This window comes from Kitasatospora sp. NPDC001603 (assembly GCF_040298365.1).
In the GTDB taxonomy this organism is placed as follows: domain Bacteria; phylum Actinomycetota; class Actinomycetes; order Streptomycetales; family Streptomycetaceae; genus Kitasatospora.
The window spans coordinates 92,231-109,295 of sequence record NZ_JBEPAA010000019.1; the positions used below are offsets into that span (position 1 = coordinate 92,231).

1 protein-coding gene is annotated in these 17,065 nt (G+C 76.8%); it reads left to right on the forward strand.

The features are described 5' to 3' along the window. Window positions 1–29 precede the first annotated feature (29 nt). On the forward strand, window positions 30–17,051 hold the full coding sequence (locus ABT263_RS15210; protein ID WP_352290939.1) for a type I polyketide synthase: 17,022 nt from the start codon (window positions 30–32) through the stop codon (window positions 17,049–17,051). The last annotated feature ends 14 nt before the right edge of the window (window positions 17,052–17,065 follow it).

Genomic DNA, 17,065 nt, shown 5'->3' on the forward strand with positions numbered 1-17,065 from the left:
CCTGCTCTCCGGAAGGAGTTCGCGGCAAGGTGCGCCCCGATCTGATCACCCCGATCCCGGTCATCCTCCGGGAGAACGCGGTCCGTTTCACGGACAAGATCGCTTTCGAGGACGACCGGCACGCGGTCACCTACGGAGAGCTCGAAGCACGGACGCGGAGGCTGGCCGGTCACCTGGCCGGCCTCGGCGTCCGGCGCGGGGACCGGGTGGCACTCTGCCTCGGCAACTCCGTCGCCATGGTGGAGGGCTATCTCGCCGTCGTGCGGGCCGGCGGCATCGGTGTGCCGGTGAACCCGCGGGCCACGGCGGCCGAGACCGAGTACCTGCTGACCGACAGCGGCGCGGTCTTCGCGCTGACCGACACCGGTCACGCAGAAACGTTCCTGCGATTGCTGCCGGCCCCGGCCGGCGCGTCCGGCGTGCTGGTGGCCGGCCCGGCCCCGGCACCGGCGGGCACCCTCTCCTTCGACGAACTCGCCGTCACCGAACCCGTCACCGAGGCCCCCGACGACCTCGGACTGGACGAGGTGGCCTGGATGTTCTACACCTCGGGCACCACCGGCCGGCCCAAGGGCGTCCTGTCCACCCAGCGCAACTGCCTCTGGTCCGTGGCCTCCTGCTACGTGCCCGTGCCGGGCCTGTCCGAGCACGACCGGGTGCTGTGGCCGCTGCCGCTCTTCCACAGCCTCTCGCACATCGCCTGCGTGCTCTCCGTCCCGGTGGCCGGCGCCACCGCCCGGATCATGGACGGCAGTTCCGCGGACGACATCCTGACCGCGCTCCGCGAGGACCGCTCCACCTTCCTCGCCGGCGTCCCCACCACCTACCACCACCTGGTCACCACCGCCCGGCGGACCGGTCTGTCGCTGCCCGACCTGCGGATCGGGCTGGTCGGCGGCGCCGTCACCGGCTCCGAACTGCGCCGCTCCTTCGAGGAGGGCTTCGGGGTGCCGCTGGTCGACGCCTACGGGAGCACCGAGACCTGCGGCGCGATCACCATCAACCCGCCGGACGCCGCCCGCGTCGAGGGCTCCTGCGGCCTGCCCGTGCCGGGCGTCGGCGTGCGGATCGTCGACCCGCGCACCGGCCTCGACGTCGCGGCCGGCGAGGAGGGCGAGGTCTGGGTCAGCGGACCGAACGTCATGGTCGGCTACCACAACAGCCCGGAGGCCACCGCCGCGGCGGTGCGGGACGGCTGGTTCCACACCGGCGACCTGGCCCGGCGGGACGAGGCCGGGTACTTCACCATCTGCGGCCGCCTCAAGGACCTGGTCATCCGCGGCGGCGAGAACATCCACCCCGACGAGGTCGAAGCCGTCCTGCGCACCGTCGAGGGCGTGGCCGACGCCGGGGTCGCCGGGGTGGCGCACGACACGCTCGGCGAGGTGCCCGTCGCCTGGGTGGTCCCCGGGCCGGCCGGCCTCGACACCGCCGCGCTGATCGACCGCTGCCGCGAGCGGCTCTCCGCGTACAAGCTGCCCGAGCGGGTCTACGAGGTCGCCGGGATCCCCCGGACGGCCTCCGGGAAGATCGTCCGGCGCCTGCTGGCCGAGCAGCCCGCCCGGCTGCGCTACGCCGCGGACGGACACCATGACGCCCTGCTGGCACCGGCCTGGGTGCCGGCGCCGCCCGCACCCCCGGCGGCCGCCGGAACAGCCGCACCGGGCTGGGCGGTGGTCGGGCCGGCCGACGCGCTCGTCACCGCCCTGCGGGCCGCCGGTCTCGACGTCCGGCACCACCCCGACCTCGCGGCCCTGGACGCCGCCGTGGCCGCCGGCGAGCCGGCTCCCGGCGTGACCCTGCTCGACCCGGTGGCCACCGCCGCCGAGGGCCGTGCCTCGGCCACCCGGCCGGTCCCGGCCGGGGCCCGGCTGGTCCTGCTCACCCGCGGCGCGGTGACCGCCACCGAGGGGGACGCCGCGCCCGACCCCGCGGGCGTCCCGCTCTGGGCCGTCGCGCGCTCCGTCCAGGCCGGCAGTGACCGCCCCGAGGCCGTGACCGTCCTCGATCTCGACGCCCGGCCCGACGCCGAGGTGTCCGCCCCGGAGCTGCTGGCCGCCGTCGCCTCCGGTGAACCCCAACTCGCCTTGCGGGACGGGCAACCACTGGTGCCGCGACTGCTCCCGGTGCCGGTCGCCGACCGTCCGCTCGGCGCCGGCCCGGCCGGACTCGGCGCGACCGTGGTGGTCACCGGGGCCGACACCCCGGCCGGCGCCGCTCTGGTGCGCCACCTGACCACCGCGTACGGGGTGGAGCGGTTGCTGCTGGTCGACGCGCCGGATGCGGGGGAGCCGCTGGACGCCGGTCTCCCCACCGGGGTGGAGCTCGCCCGGGTGAGCGCCGACGGCACGGACCGGGCCGCACTGCGGACGGCGCTGGCCGATCTCGGTCACCCGGTCACGGCCGTCGTGCACGCCGCCGGGGACCAGGCCCTCGCCCGGGCCCTCGACGAGCTCACGGCCGACACCGGCCTCACCGCCTTCGTCGCCGTCACCGGCACCGCCGCCGTGCTCGGCTCCCCCGGGGCCCCGGACACCGCCGTCGCCGAGGCGCTGACGGAGGCACTGGCGCACAGCCGCCGGCTGCGCGGGCAGGCCGGCTCGGCCCTCGCCTGGAGCACCGGCTACCCGGTGGCCGACGCCACCGAGGAGGCCGGGGCCCGGCACCTGCGGGACGGGCTCGCCGCCTTCGACCTGCTGATCGAGACCGGCGCCCCGGCGCTGGTGGCGCTGCGGACCGGCCCGCTCGACCCGGACGGCCGGGTGCCGGCGGTCCTGCGCGCCCTCGCGGCCACCCCGCCGCCCGCCGCCCGGCCCGACGAGACCGTCACCGCCGACCTGCGCGCCCGCCTGTCGGGCCTGGACGAGCGGGCGCAGCTCGCCCTGCTCGAAGAGCTGGTCCGCACCCAGGCCGCCGCCGTGCTGAACCGGCCCGGCACCGGCGCCGTCCCGGCCGGGCAGGCCTTCCGCGACCTGGGCCTCACCTCGCTCGCCGTCGTCGAACTGCGCAACCGGCTGACCGGGAGCACCGGGCTGCGCCTGCCCGCCACCGTGAGCTTCGACCACCCGACGCCGGAGGCGCTGGCGGCCCACCTGCGGGCCCGCGTCCTCGGCCTGCGCGAGGCCCCGGAGCCGGCCGGCCGGGCGGTGCCCGCCGATCCGGACGAACCGATCGCGATCGTCGGCATGGCCTGCCGCCTGCCGGGCGGTGTGACCGGCCCGGAGGAGCTGTGGCGGCTGGTCCGCGAGGGTCGGGAGGCCCTGTCCGGCTTCCCGGAGGACCGTGGCTGGGACTTGGACGCCCTGTTCTCCGGCGATCCGGAGCAGGCCGGCACCTCCACCGCCGACCGCGGCGGGTTCCTGCGCGACGCCGGTCTGTTCGACGCCGGGTTCTTCGGCATCAGCCCGCGGGAGGCGCTGGCGATGGACCCGCAGCAGCGGCTGCTGCTGGAGGCGTCCTGGGAGGCGATGGAGCGGGCCGGTATCGACCCGGCCGGTCTGAAGGGCGCGGACGTCGGGGTGTTCTCCGGCGTCATGGGCCAGAGCTACGGCGCGGGCAGCGCGGCGCCGGCGGAGCTGGAGGGCTTCACCGCCACCGGTACGGCGTCGAGCGTGGCCTCGGGCCGGGTGTCCTACGTGTTCGGGTTCGAGGGCCCGGCGGTGACGGTGGACACGGCGTGCTCCTCCTCGCTGGTGGCGATGCACCTGGCCGCGCAGGCGCTGCGGCGCGGGGAGTGCTCGCTGGCGCTGGCCGGCGGCGCGACCGTGATGGCGACCCCGGACACCTTCGTGGAGTTCTCGCGGCAGCGGGCGCTGGCGACGGACGGCCGCTGCAAGTCCTACGCGGACGCGGCGGACGGCACGGGCTGGGCCGAGGGCGCGGGCGTCGTGGTGCTGGAGCGGCTCTCCGAGGCGCGGGCCAACGGGCACCATGTCCTGGCGGTGCTGCGCGGCAGCGCGGTGAACCAGGACGGCGCGTCGAACGGTCTGACCGCGCCCAACGGGCTCTCCCAGCAGCGGGTGATCCGCAAGGCGCTGGCCAACGCGGGCCTGTCCACCGCCGAGGTGGACGTCGTCGAGGGCCATGGCACCGGCACGGTGCTGGGTGACCCGATCGAGGCGCAGGCCCTGCTGGCCACCTACGGTCAGGACCGGCCCGCCGAGCGGCCGCTGCGGCTCGGCTCGCTGAAGTCGAACATCGGCCACACCCAGGCCGCCGCCGGGGTCGCCGGTGTGATCAAGATGGTCCAGGCGCTGCGGCACGGCGTCATGCCGCCCACCCTGCACGTGGACGCGCCGTCCACCCAGGTGGACTGGTCGCTCGGCGCGGTGGAGCTGCTGACCGAGGCCCGGGACTGGCCGGAGACCGGGCGCCCCCGGCGGGCCGCCGTCTCCTCCTTCGGCGTCAGCGGCACCAACGCGCACCTGATCCTGGAGCAGGCCCCCGAGGAGGAGCCGGCCGAGGTCGAGGCCGGCCCCGCGGGTGTGCTGCCGCTGGTGGTCTCGGCGAAGAGCGCGGCCTCGCTGGCGGGCCAGGCCGGGCGGCTGGCGCCGTTGGTGACGGCCGGTGACCGGGCGGCCCTGGCCGGTGCGCTGGTCACCCGGCGGGCGCTGCTGGACGAGCGTGCCGTGGTGGTGGCCGGCACCTCGGAGGAGGCGCTGGCGGGGCTGGCCGCGTTGGCGCGCGGGGAGTCCGCGCCGGGGTTGGTGACGGGCAGTGTGTCCGGTGCGGGCCGGACGGTGCTGGTGTTCCCGGGGCAGGGTTCGCAGTGGGTCGGGATGGGGCGTGAACTGCTGGACTCCTCCCCGGTGTTCGCCGAGCGGGTCGCCGCGTGCGCGGCGGCGCTGGAGCGCTGGGTGGACTGGTCGCTGGAGGACGTGCTGCGCGGTGAGGCCCCGGCCGAGCTGCTGGAGCGCGTCGACGTGCTCCAGCCGGCCAGTTTCGCGGTGATGGTCGGTCTGGCCGCCGTCTGGGCGTCCGTGGGCGTCCTGCCGGACGCCGTGGTCGGCCACTCGCAGGGCGAGATCGCGGCGGCCTGCGTGGCCGGTGCGCTCTCCCTGGAGGACGCGGCGCGGATCGTGGCGGTGCGCAGCCAGGTGATCGCGGGCAGCCTGGCCGGGCGCGGCGGGATGGCGTCGGTGGCGCTGTCCGAGAGCGAGGCCGTCGAGCGGCTGGTGCGCTGGGCGGACCGCGTCGAGGTGGCGGCCGTCAACGGCCCGGCCTCCGTGGTCATCGCGGGTGACGCCGAGGCTTTGGACGAGGCGCTGGAGGTGCTGGCGGCCGACGGTGTGCGGGTGCGCCGGGTGGCGGTGGACTACGCCTCCCACACCCGTCATGTCGAGTCGATCGAGGAGACCCTGGCGGAGGCCTTCGCGGACATCCGCAGCCAGGCCCCGCTGGTGCCGTTCCTCTCCACCGTCACCGGTGAGTGGATCGACAAGGCGGGCGTGCTGGACGGCGGGTACTGGTACCGCAACCTGCGCGGTCAGGTCCGGTTCGGCCCGGCGATCGCGACGCTGCTGGACCAGGGCCACACGGTGTTCGTGGAGTCGAGCGCGCACCCGGTGCTGGTGCAGCCGGTGAGCGAGATCGTGGACGAGGCCGGGGCCGAGGCCCTGGTCACCGGCTCGCTGCGGCGGGACGAGGGCGGTCCGCGCCGCCTGCTGGCCTCGATGGCCGAACTCTTCGTCCGCGGCGTGGCCGTGGACTGGACGGGCGTGCTGCCGACCGGCACCGCCCGCGTCGAGCTGCCGACCTACGCCTTCGACCACCGGCACTACTGGCTGCGGACCACCCGGGCCACCGACGCGGCCTCGCTCGGCCAGGCCGCCGCCGACCACCCGCTGATCGGCGCGATCGTCGGTGTGCCCGGCTCTGGCGGTTTCATGACCACCGCGCGGTGGTCGCTCGGTGCGCACCCGTGGCTCTCCGAGCACGTGGTCGGCGACACCGTCCCGGTACCCAGCGCGGCGCTGGTCGAGCTGGCCGTCCGGTTCGGCGACGAGGTCGGCACCCCGACCGTCGCGGAACTGACCGTCGACCGGCCGGTGGTGCTCCCGCTGCGCGGGGGGCGCGCCGTCCAGATGACCGTGGGAGCGGCAGACGACACCGGGCGGCGCGCCGTCGAGGTGTACTCCCGCGCGGACGACGCGCCGCTGGACGCGGAGTGGACGCGCCACGCCCACGGCACCCTGGCACCCGCCCCGGCGGACACCCGGGCCGCCCGGCCCGCCGACGGCCCGGTGACCGAGGTCTCGCTGGACGACGCGGCCGGCCCCGCCGACCGTTTCGGCCTGCACCCGGCGCTGCTGGACGCCGCCGTGCGCACCGCCCTCCCGGAGGGCGCGTTCGCCGCCGAGTGGCGCGGGGTGACCCTGCTGGCCTCGGGCGCCACCGAGCTGCTGGTCCGCACCTCCGGGACGACGGACGAGGGGGCCCGGCTGGAGCTGAGCGACCCGACCGGTGCGCCGGTGCTGATCGCCGATGCCGTCCTCGCCCGGCCCTACGCGCCGGAACAGAACGGTGTCGCAGGGGAGTTGACGCAGGACGCGCTGTTCCGGCTGGAGTGGTCCGAACTGCCGCTGCCCGCCGTGGCGGACGCCGCCCCCGGTACCGCGGCGATCGCGACCGCCGGGGACGTCGAGATCCTCGCCGCGTCCGACGGTCCGGCCCCGGAGGTGCTGCGGTACGCCGTGGAGCACCCGGGGGGTGACCCCCGGGCCGCCGTGGCCGCCGCGCTGGCCGTGCTCCAGGCCTGGCTGTCCGCCCCCGCGCTGGGGCAGTCCCGGCTGGTCGTGTCGGTGGGCGGGGACGGGACCGACCTCGCGACCGCCGCCGTGTCCGGTCTGCTGCGCTCGGCGCAGTCCGAGCACCCGGACCGCATCGTGATCGCCGAACTCGACGACTCCGCCGCCGCGTTGCTGCCGGCCGTGCTGGCCAGTGGCGAACCGCGGGTGCGGGTCCGGGCGGGTCTGGCCGAGGTACCCCGCCTGGTCCGGGCCACCGTCCCGGAGCGCACCGCGGGGACGCCCGGAGCCGAGGCGCCCGGAGCCGGGACCGCCGCGGGTCTCGACCCCGCCGGGACCGTCCTGGTCACCGGCGGGACCGGGACGCTCGGCGCCCTGGTCGCCCGGCACCTGGTCACCGCGCACGCCGCCCGCCACCTGCTGCTGGTCAGCCGCCGCGGCCCCGCCGCCGAGGGCGCGCAGGCGCTGCGCGAGGAACTCGCCGCGCTGGGCGCCACCGTCACCGTCGCCGCCTGCGACACCGCCGACCGCGCCCAGCTCGCCGCGCTCCTCGCGGCGGTACCGGCCGAGCACCCGCTGACCGCCGTCGTGCACACCGCCGGCGTCCTGGACGACGGCGTGGTCACCGCGCTGACCCCGGACCGGGTCGACACCGTGCTGCGGCCCAAGCTGGACGCCGCGCTCCACCTGCACGAGCTCACCCGGGGCCTGGACCTCGCGGCCTTCGTGCTGTTCTCCTCGGCCGCCGGCGTCCTGGGCAACCCCGGCCAGGGCAACTACGCGGCGGCCAACGCCTGCCTGGACGCCCTGGCCGAGCTGCGCCGCGGGCTCGGCCTGCCCGGCGTCTCGCTCGCCTGGGGCTACTGGAGCCAGGCCAGCGGCATGACCCGCCACCTCGGCACCGCCGACCTCCGGCGCACCAGGCGGCTGGGCATGGCCGGGCTGTCCGACGCCGAGGGGATGGCCCTGCTGGACGCCGCCCTGCGCGCCGGCGCCGGGACGCCCGCCGCCCTGGTGGCCGCCAGGTTCGACCTGCCCGCCCTGCGCGCGGCCGCCCGCAGCGGCCCCGTGGCACCGCTGCTGCGCGGCCTGGCGCCGGCCGGACGGCGGACCGTCCGCGCCGCCGCCGGCCCCGACACCGGCTCCCTGCGGGACCGGCTCGCCCGGCTGGGCGAGGCCGAGCGGACCGAGCAACTGGTGGCCCTGGTGCGCCGGCACGCCGCCGAGGTGCTCGGCCACGCCGCCCCCGACGCCGTCCGGGCCGACCGGGCCTTCAAGGAGGCCGGCTTCGACTCGCTGACCGCCGTGGAGCTGCGGAACCGGCTGGCCTCCGCGAGCGGACTCACGCTCTCCTCGACCATCGTCTTCGACTACCCGAAGCCGGTCGCCCTCGCCGAGCACCTGCGCGCCAGGCTGTTCGGCACCACCGCCCCGGACGGCGCCGGGACGGGCCGCGCGAGCGCCGCGGCCGTCGACCCCGACGAGCCGATCGCGATCGTGGCGATGTCCTGCCGCCTCCCGGGCGGGGTGCACAGCCCCGAGGACCTCTGGCGGCTGGTGGCCGACGGGGTCGACGCCGTCACCGAGTTCCCCGAGGACCGCGGCTGGGACATCGAGCGGCACTACGACGCCGACCCGGACAGCGCGGGCAAGACCTACGTCCGCCACGCCGCCTTCCTCGACGACGCCACCGGGTTCGACGCCGGCTTCTTCGGCATCTCGCCGAACGAGGCGCTGGCGATGGACCCGCAGCAGCGGCTGCTGCTGGAGACCTCCTGGGAGGCCTTCGAACGCGCCGCGATCGACCCCACCGGGCTGGGCGGCCAGGACATCGGCGTCTTCGTCGGCGTCAACAGCCACGACTACACCGTGCGGATGCACCAGGCGGCCGGCGTCGAGGGCTTCCGGCTCACCGGCGGCTCCGGCAGCGTCCTGTCGGGCCGTGTCGCCTACCAGTTCGGCTTCGAGGGCCCGGCCGTCACGGTCGACACCGCCTGCTCCTCCTCGCTGGTCGCCCTGCACCTCGCGGCCCAGGCGCTGCGCCGGGGCGAGTGCTCCATGGCGCTGGCCGGCGGCGTGATGGTGATGGGCAACCTGGAGACCTTCGTGGAGTTCTCCCGGCAGCGCGGGCTGGCCCCGGACGGCCGCTGCAAGGCCTTCGCGGACGGCGCGGACGGTACCGGCTGGGCCGAGGGCGTCGGCGTGCTGCTCGTCGAGCGGCTCTCCGAGGCGCGCCGGCGCGGCCACCAGGTCCTGGCGGTGATCAGCGGCAGCGCGGTCAACCAGGACGGCGCGTCCAACGGTCTGACCGCGCCGAACGGACTCTCCCAGCAGCGGGTGATCCGCACGGCGCTGGCGAACGCGGGCCTCTCGCCGGCCGAGGTGGACGCGGTCGAGGCGCACGGCACCGGCACGGTGCTGGGCGACCCGATCGAGGCGCAGGCCCTGCTGGCCACGTACGGGCAGGACCGCGTGGACGGGCAGGAGCCGCTCTGGCTCGGCTCGGTCAAGTCGAACATCGGCCACACCCAGGCCGCGGCCGGGGTGGCCGGGGTGATCAAGATGGTGATGGCCATCCGGCACGGCGTCCTGCCCCGGACGCTGCACGTGGACCGGCCCTCGACCCATGTGGACTGGTCGGTGGGCGCGGTCGAGCTGCTGACCGAGGCCCGGGACTGGCCGGAGACCGGCCGCCCGCGCCGCGCGGGGGTGTCCTCCTTCGGCATCGGCGGGACCAACGCGCACGTCCTGGTGCAGGAGGCGCCGGCCGACGCCGCCGCCGTGCCGGAGCCCGCGCCGCCGCAGGACCCGGCCGACGCCGCCCAGGCGCCGCCGGTGCCCGTCCCGGTGCCGGTCTCGGCCAGGTCGGCGGCCGCGCTGCGCGGCCAGGCGGGGCGGCTCGCCCGCTTCGTCGACGACCGGTCCGACGTCCCGCTGGCCGGGACGGCCCACGCGCTCGCCACCGCCCGGGCCGGGCTCGACCACCGCGCGGTGCTGCTGGCGGGTGACCGCCGGCAGCTGGCCGACGCCCTGCGCGCCCTCGAAGCGGGCACGCCCGACGCCACGACCGTGGTCGGCAACGCCGCCGCCGCCGACGGCAGGCTGGCCTTCCTCTTCACCGGGCAGGGCAGCCAGTGGGCCGGGATGGGCCGCCGCCTCGCCGAGGCCTTCCCGGTCTTCCGGGACGCCTTCGCCGCCGCCTGCGCCGCCGTCGAGCGGCACCTGGACGGCGCGTCGACGCGCCCGCTGCACGAGATCGTCTTCGCCGACCCCGGTACGGCGGAGGCCGCGCTGCTCGACGAGACCCTGTACACCCAGGCCGGTCTCTTCGCCCTGGAGACGGCGCTGTTCCGGCTCTTCACCTCCTGGGGCGTACGGCCCGACCTGCTGGCCGGGCACTCGATCGGCGAGCTCGCCGCCGCCCACGCCGCCGGCATCCTCGACCTCGCCTCGGCGGGCGAACTGGTCGCCGCCCGAGGGCGGTTGATGCAGGCACTGCCGGCCGGCGGCGCGATGGTCGCGGTGCGGGCGACCGAGGCCGACGTCGCGCCGCTGCTGGCCGGCGGGGCGGGCGTGGTCGGTGTCGCGGCGGTCAACGGCCCCGACTCGCTGGTGCTCTCCGGTGCCGAGGACGCGGTGCTCGCCGTCGCGGCCGAGCTGGCCCGGACCGGTCACAAGACCCGGCGGCTCACCGTCAGCCACGCCTTCCACTCGGCCCTGATGGAGCCGATGCTGGCGGAGTTCGAGGCGGTCGCGGCCAAGTTGAGGTACCGGCCGGGCAGCATCCCCGTGGTCTCCACCGTCACCGGCCGGCTCGCCGAGGAGGGGCACTTCGGGACGGCGGCGTACTGGGTCGACCAGGTGCGCGACGCCGTCCGGTTCGGCGACGCGGTCACCGCGCTGCGCGACCAGGGCGCCACGACCTACCTCGAACTGGGCCCGGGCGGGGTGCTGACCGCGATGGCGCTCGGCACGCTCGGCGAGCGGCAGGCCGGCGGCTGCGTCGCCACCCTGCGCGGCGACACCCCCGACGACACCGCCGTCCTCACCGCGCTCGCCGAACTGCACGTGCGCGGCGTGGACGTGGACTGGCCCGCCGTCCTCGGCCGGCCGGTCACGGCGGTCGGCGCCGAACTGCCCACCTACGCCTTCCAGCACGAGCGGTACTGGGTCGAGAGCGGCGCCGCCGCGGACGCCGAGGCGCTCGGCGCCCGCAGCACCGGGCACCCGCTGCTCGGCACCGTCGTCGACGTCCCCGGCGAGGACGGCGGCACCGGCGTGGTGCTCACCGGGCGGCTGACCCGGCGCAGCCGCGGCCTGCTGGTCGACCCGGCCGGCCCCGGTGACACCGCCGTCCCGGCGGCCGTGCTGCTGGACCTGTTCGTCCTGGCCGGCAGCGAGGCCGCCAGCGGCGCCGTCCGGCAGCTCACCGTGGTGACGCCGCTGGTCCTGCCCGGCCACGGGGACCTCCAGCTGCGGGTCTCGGTGGAGGCCCCGGGCACGGACGGCCTGCGCCGCGCCGGCGTGCACTCCCGGACGGCCGGTCCGGAGCAGGGCCCCTGGGTCTGCCACGCCCGCGCCCTGCTGGCCCCCGGGCTGCCGCAGCCCGGCTTCGACCTGCGGGACTGGCCGTCCGCCGAGGACGCGGCGGACACCGCGGACGCCGGCGAGGCGGCGGACACCGTGTCCCCGGCCGCGAAGGTGGCCGGCGTCCGCAGGCTCTGGCAGCGCGACGGCGGGCTCCTCGCCGACATCGAGCTGCCCGCCGAACTCCTGGCCGAGGCCGAGGCGTTCACGCTCCACCCGGCGCTCGTCGACACCGCGCTGAAGGTCCTCGCCGCGCACACCGGAGGCGACGCCGACGGGCGCGACCGCGAGCCGGCCGCCTGCGCCGAGCTCGCCGTGTACGCGGAGGGCGCCGCCGCCCTGCGGCTGCGGATCACCCCGGCCGAGGGCGGGCGCCACCTGCTGGAGCTGGCCGACGCGGAGGGCGAACCGGTCGCCACCATCGGGCCGTTGACGCCGGCGGGCACCGACGGGGCCACCCGTGCCGACGCCGCTCCCATGGCGGTTCCGGCGGCCCCGGCGGACGCCCCGCTGGCCCGGCGCGTGGTGCGGCGCGGTGCGGCGGCCGGCGGTTCGGCGGCCGCCCGCCTCGCCGACCTCGCCCCGGCGGAACAGCACCGCCGGCTGATGGCGCTGGTGCAGGAGAGCGCCGCCGCCGTCCTGGGCCACCAGGGCGCCGACTCCTTCGACGCCGGCCAGCCGTTCCGCGAGCTCGGCTTCGACTCGCTCAGCGCCGTCAAACTCCGCAACCGGCTGCAGGACTTCACCGGCCTGTCCCTGCCGACCAGCCTGGTCTTCGACTACCCGACCCCGGCCGCACTGGCCGACCACCTGCGCGCCGAACTGCTCGGCGAGCGGCCGGCGGACGGGCAGGCGCCCACGGCGGCCGCGACCGACCCGGACGAGCCGATCGCCATCATCGCCATGAGCACCCGGCTGCCGGGCGGCGTGAACACCCCCGAAGAGCTCTGGACCATGGTCGCCGAGGGGCGGGACGGTCTCTCCGCCTTCCCCACCGACCGGGACTGGGACGTCGACAAGCTGTACCACCCGGACCCGGCCCACCCGGGCACCAGCTACACCCGGGTCGGCGGATTCCTGCACGACGCGGCCCAGTTCGACGCCGGGCTGTTCGGCATCTCGCCGCGTGAGGCGCTCGCCATGGACCCGCAGCAGCGGCTGCTGCTGGAGACCTCCTGGGAGGCACTGGAGCGGGCCGGGATCGACCCGCTCTCCACCCGGGGCCGCGACATCGGCGTCTTCACCGGCATCGTCCACCACGACTACGTGACCCGGCTGCGGCAGGTGCCCGACGACGTGCAGGGCTACGTGATGACCGGGACGTCCTCCAGCGTCGCCTCGGGCCGGGTGTCCTACGTGTTCGGCTTCGAGGGCCCGGCGGTCACCGTGGACACGGCCTGCTCGTCGTCCCTGGTGGCGATGCACCTGGCCGCGCAGGCGCTGCGGCGCGGCGAGTGCTCGATGGCACTGGCCGGCGGCGCGACCGTGATGTCCAGCCCGGACGCCTTCCTGGAGTTCTCGCGGCAGCGCGGCCTCTCCGCCGACGGGCGCTGCAAGGCCTACTCGGCGACGGCCGACGGCACCGGCTGGGCCGAGGGCGTGGGCGTCGTGGTGCTGGAGCGGCTCTCCGAGGCGCGGCGCAACGGGCACCGGATCCTGGCCGTACTGCGCGGCAGCGCGGTGAACCAGGACGGCGCGTCGAACGGTCTGACCGCGCCCAACGGCCCCTCGCAGCAGCGGGTGATCCGCCGGGCGCTGGCGAACGCGGGCCTGAGCGCCGCCGAGGTGGACGTGGTCGAGGGCCACGGCACCGGCACGTCGCTGGGCGACCCGATCGAGGTCCAGGCGCTGCTGGCCACCTACGGCCAGGACCGGCCCGCCGACCGGCCGCTGCGGCTCGGCTCGCTGAAGTCCAACATCGGCCACACCCAGGCGGCGGCGGGTGTCTCCGGCGTGATCAAGATGGTGGAGGCGATGCGGCACGGCGTGATGCCCGCGACCCTGCACGTCACCGAGCCGACCCCGCAGGTGGACTGGGCGGCGGGCGCCGTCGAACTGCTCACCGAGGCGCGGGAGTGGCCGCGCGACGGCCGGCCGCGCCGCGCGGCGGTCTCGTCGTTCGGTGCGAGCGGGACCAACGCGCACGTGATCCTGGAGGAGGGCCCCGAGCCGGTCCCCGCGGAGCCGGCCGACGGGCCCGCGCCCGACGCGGTGGTGCCGCTGGTGGTGTCGGCGCGGAGCGCCGCCTCGCTGGCGGGCCAGGCCGGCCGGCTGGTGGCCTTCGTGGAGTCGGCGCAGGCCGCGCCGCTCACCGGAGTCGCCGGGGCACTGATCGCGCGACGGGCGGTGCTCGCCGAGCGCGCGGTGGTGGTGGCCGGTTCGCGGTCCGAGGCGCTGGCCGGGCTGGCCGCGCTGGCCCGGGGCGAGCGCAGCCCCGCCGTGGTGACCGGGACCGCCGCGTCCTCCGGCGGACCGGGCCGCACTGTGCTGGTCTTCCCGGGGCAGGGTTCGCAGTGGGTCGGGATGGGGCGTGAACTGCTGGACGCCTCGCCGGTGTTCGCCGAGCGAGTGGCGGCGTGCGCCCGGGCGCTGGACCCGTGGGTGGACTGGTCGCTGGTGGACGTGCTGCGCGGGGACGCGCCGGCCGAGCTGCTGGACCGGGTGGACGTGCTCCAGCCGGCGAGCTTCGCGGTGATGGTCGGCCTGGCCGCCGTCTGGGCCTCGGTCGGCCTGGTGCCCGACGCCGTGCTGGGCCACTCCCAGGGCGAGATCGCGGCGGCCTGCGTGGCCGGTGCGCTGTCCCTGGAGGACGCCGCGCGGATCGTCGCGGTGCGCAGCCAGGTGATCGCCGGCAGCCTCGCCGGGCGCGGCGGGATGGCCTCGGCGGCGCTCTCCGAGGCCGACGCGCTGGTCCGGCTGGCGCCGTGGGCGGACCGGGTGGAGGTCGCCGCGGTCAACAGTCCGACCTCCGTGGTGGTGGCCGGTGACGCCGAGGCGCTGGACGAGGCGCTGGAGGTCCTGGCGGCCGACGGTGTCCGGGTGCGCCGGGTGGCGGTGGACTACGCCTCCCACACCCGCCACGTCGAGGCGATCGAGGACACCCTGGCGAAGGCCTTCGCGGACATCCGCAGCCAGGCCCCGCTGGTCCCGTTCCTCTCCACCGTCACGGGCGAGTGGATCGACGGGGCGGGCGTGCTGGACGGCGGCTACTGGTACCGCAACCTGCGCGGCCAGGTCCGCTTCGGGCCGGCCGTCGCCGCCCTGCTCGGCCAGGGCCACACCGTCTTCGTCGAGGCGAGTGCGCACCCCGTACTGGTCCAGCCGGTCAACGAGATCTTCGACACCGCCGAGGACGACAGCGTCCGGCTGCGCGCCGTCGTCGGCGGCACGCTCCGCCGCGAGGAGGGCGGGCCGCGCCGGCTGCTGGCCTCGATGGCCGAACTCTTCGTCCGGGGCGTCGCCCTGGACTGGACCGGCATCCTGCCGGCCGGGGCCGACGCCCCGCTGGCGGAGCTGCCGACCTACGCCTTCGACCGCCGGCACTTCTGGCTCCAGGAGGGCGAGACGCCCGACGACGCCGCCTCGGCGGCCGAGGGCGCGGACGCCGACTTCTGGGCGGCCGTGGAGCAGACCGACCCCGACTCGCTCGCCCGACTGCTCGACCTGGCCGCGGCCGACCAGCGCGAGGCGCTGCGCACGCTGACCCCCGTCCTGGCCGACTGGCGGGGCCGGCGGCGGCGCCGGTCCAGCGCCGAGAAGCTGCGCTACAACGTCACCTGGCGGCCGCTCGAACGCGAGGCCGTCGGTGTGCCGGGCGGCCGGTGGCTGGTGGTCGTCCCGTCCGGGCGACCGGCGGACGCACCCGTCGACGGCCTGCCGGCCGCGCTGGCCGCGCAGGGCCTCGACCTCGTCACCCTGGAGGTCGCGGCCGAGGAGACCACCCGCGCGCGCCTCACCGAACGGCTGACCGCCGTGCTGGCCGAGCAGGACGTGACCGGCGTGCTCTCGCTGCTCGCGCTCGACCCCGGGACCACCGGGCCGGACGTGAGCGCCACGGTGGCCACCCTCGCGCTCATCCAGGCGCTCGGCGACGCCGCGCCCGGCCGCCCGCTCTGGTGCCTCACCCGGGGCGCCGTGAACATCGGGATCCAGGACACCCTCACCGCGCCGGCGCAGGCCGCGCTGTGGGGCCTGGGCCGGGCCGCCGCGCTGGAGTTCCCCGACCGCTGGGGCGGTCTGATCGACCTGCCCGCCGCGCACGACGCCCGGACGGCGCAGTACCTGCTCGGCGCGCTGAACGGCGCCGCCGGCGACGACCAGCTCGCCGTCCGCCGCTCCGGCGTCTACAGCCGCCGGCTGGTCCGCAAGGCCGCGCCGGAGCCCACCACGGGCGGCTGGCAGCCGAGTGGCACCGTGCTGGTGACCGGCGGCGCCGAGGGGCTCGGCCGCAACGCCTCGCTCTGGCTGGCGGAGTCCGGCGCGAGCCGGCTGATCGTCACCACCGGCCCCCGGACGGCCGAGGAGGACCTGGCCGGGCTGCGGGCGGAACTCGCCGCACTGGGCACCGGCACCACCGTGGTGGCCTGCGCCGACGCCGACCGGGACGCACTCACCCGGCTGGTCGCCGAGGCGCCCGCGGACCAGCCGCTCACCGCCGTGCTGCACGCGGCCGACATGGCCTGGACCGGCTCCGTCACCGACACCGGCGCGGCGGACCTCGCCGAGGTCTTCGCCGCCAAGGTGGACACCGCCTTCTGGCTCGACGAGCTGTTCGCCGACACCCCGCTCGACGCGTTCGTCGTCTTCTCCTCGATCGCCAGCGTCTGGGGCGGCGGCGGGCAGGGCGTCTCCGGCGCGGCCAACACCGTGCTGGACGCGCTGGTCGAGTGGCGTCGCGGACGCGGCCTGCGGGCGACCTCGATCGCCTGGGGCGCCCTCGACCAGGTCGGCGCCGGGATGGACGAGGCGACCCTCGCCCAGCTGCGCCGCCGGGGTGTCCTGCCGATGGCCCCGCAGGTCGCGATGACCGCCTTCGAGCAGGCGGTGCGGGCGCACGAGAAGTTCGTCACGGTGGCCGACATGGACTGGGACGCCTTCATCCCGGCGTTCACCTCCGTCCGGGCCAGCCCGCTCTTCGCCGACCTCCCCGAGGCCGACGCCGCGCTGCGGGCCTCCCAGCCGGACAGCGGGAACAGCGACACCACCTCCTCGCTGGTGGACTCGCTGCGGGCCGTCCCGGAGGCGGAGCAGGGCCGGATCCTGCTGAAGCTGGTCTGCGGCCACGCCGCGACCGTCCTCGGCCACAGCGGCGCCGAGAGCATCGGCCCGCTGCAGGCCTTCCAGGAGGTCGGCTTCGACTCGCTGGCCGCCGTCAACCTGCGCAACAGCCTCCACGTCGCCACCGGCCTGCGGCTGCCCGCGACCCTGATCTTCGACTACCCCACCCCGGACGCCCTCGTCGGCTACCTGCGCGCCGAACTCCTGCGGGACACCGGCGACGACCTCGACGGGCGGGAGGACGACCTGCGGCGCGCGCTCGCGGACGTCCCGTTCGCCCGCTTCAAGGAGGCCGGCCTCCTGGACACCCTGCTCGCCCTCGTCGAGACCGAGGACGCCCCCGCACCCGACGCGGCGGCCGAACCGGCCGAGGACGACGCCGACCTGATCGATGCCATGGACGTCGCCGACCTGGTGCAGCGCGCCCTCGGCCGGAACTGACCCGGACGCCCGGC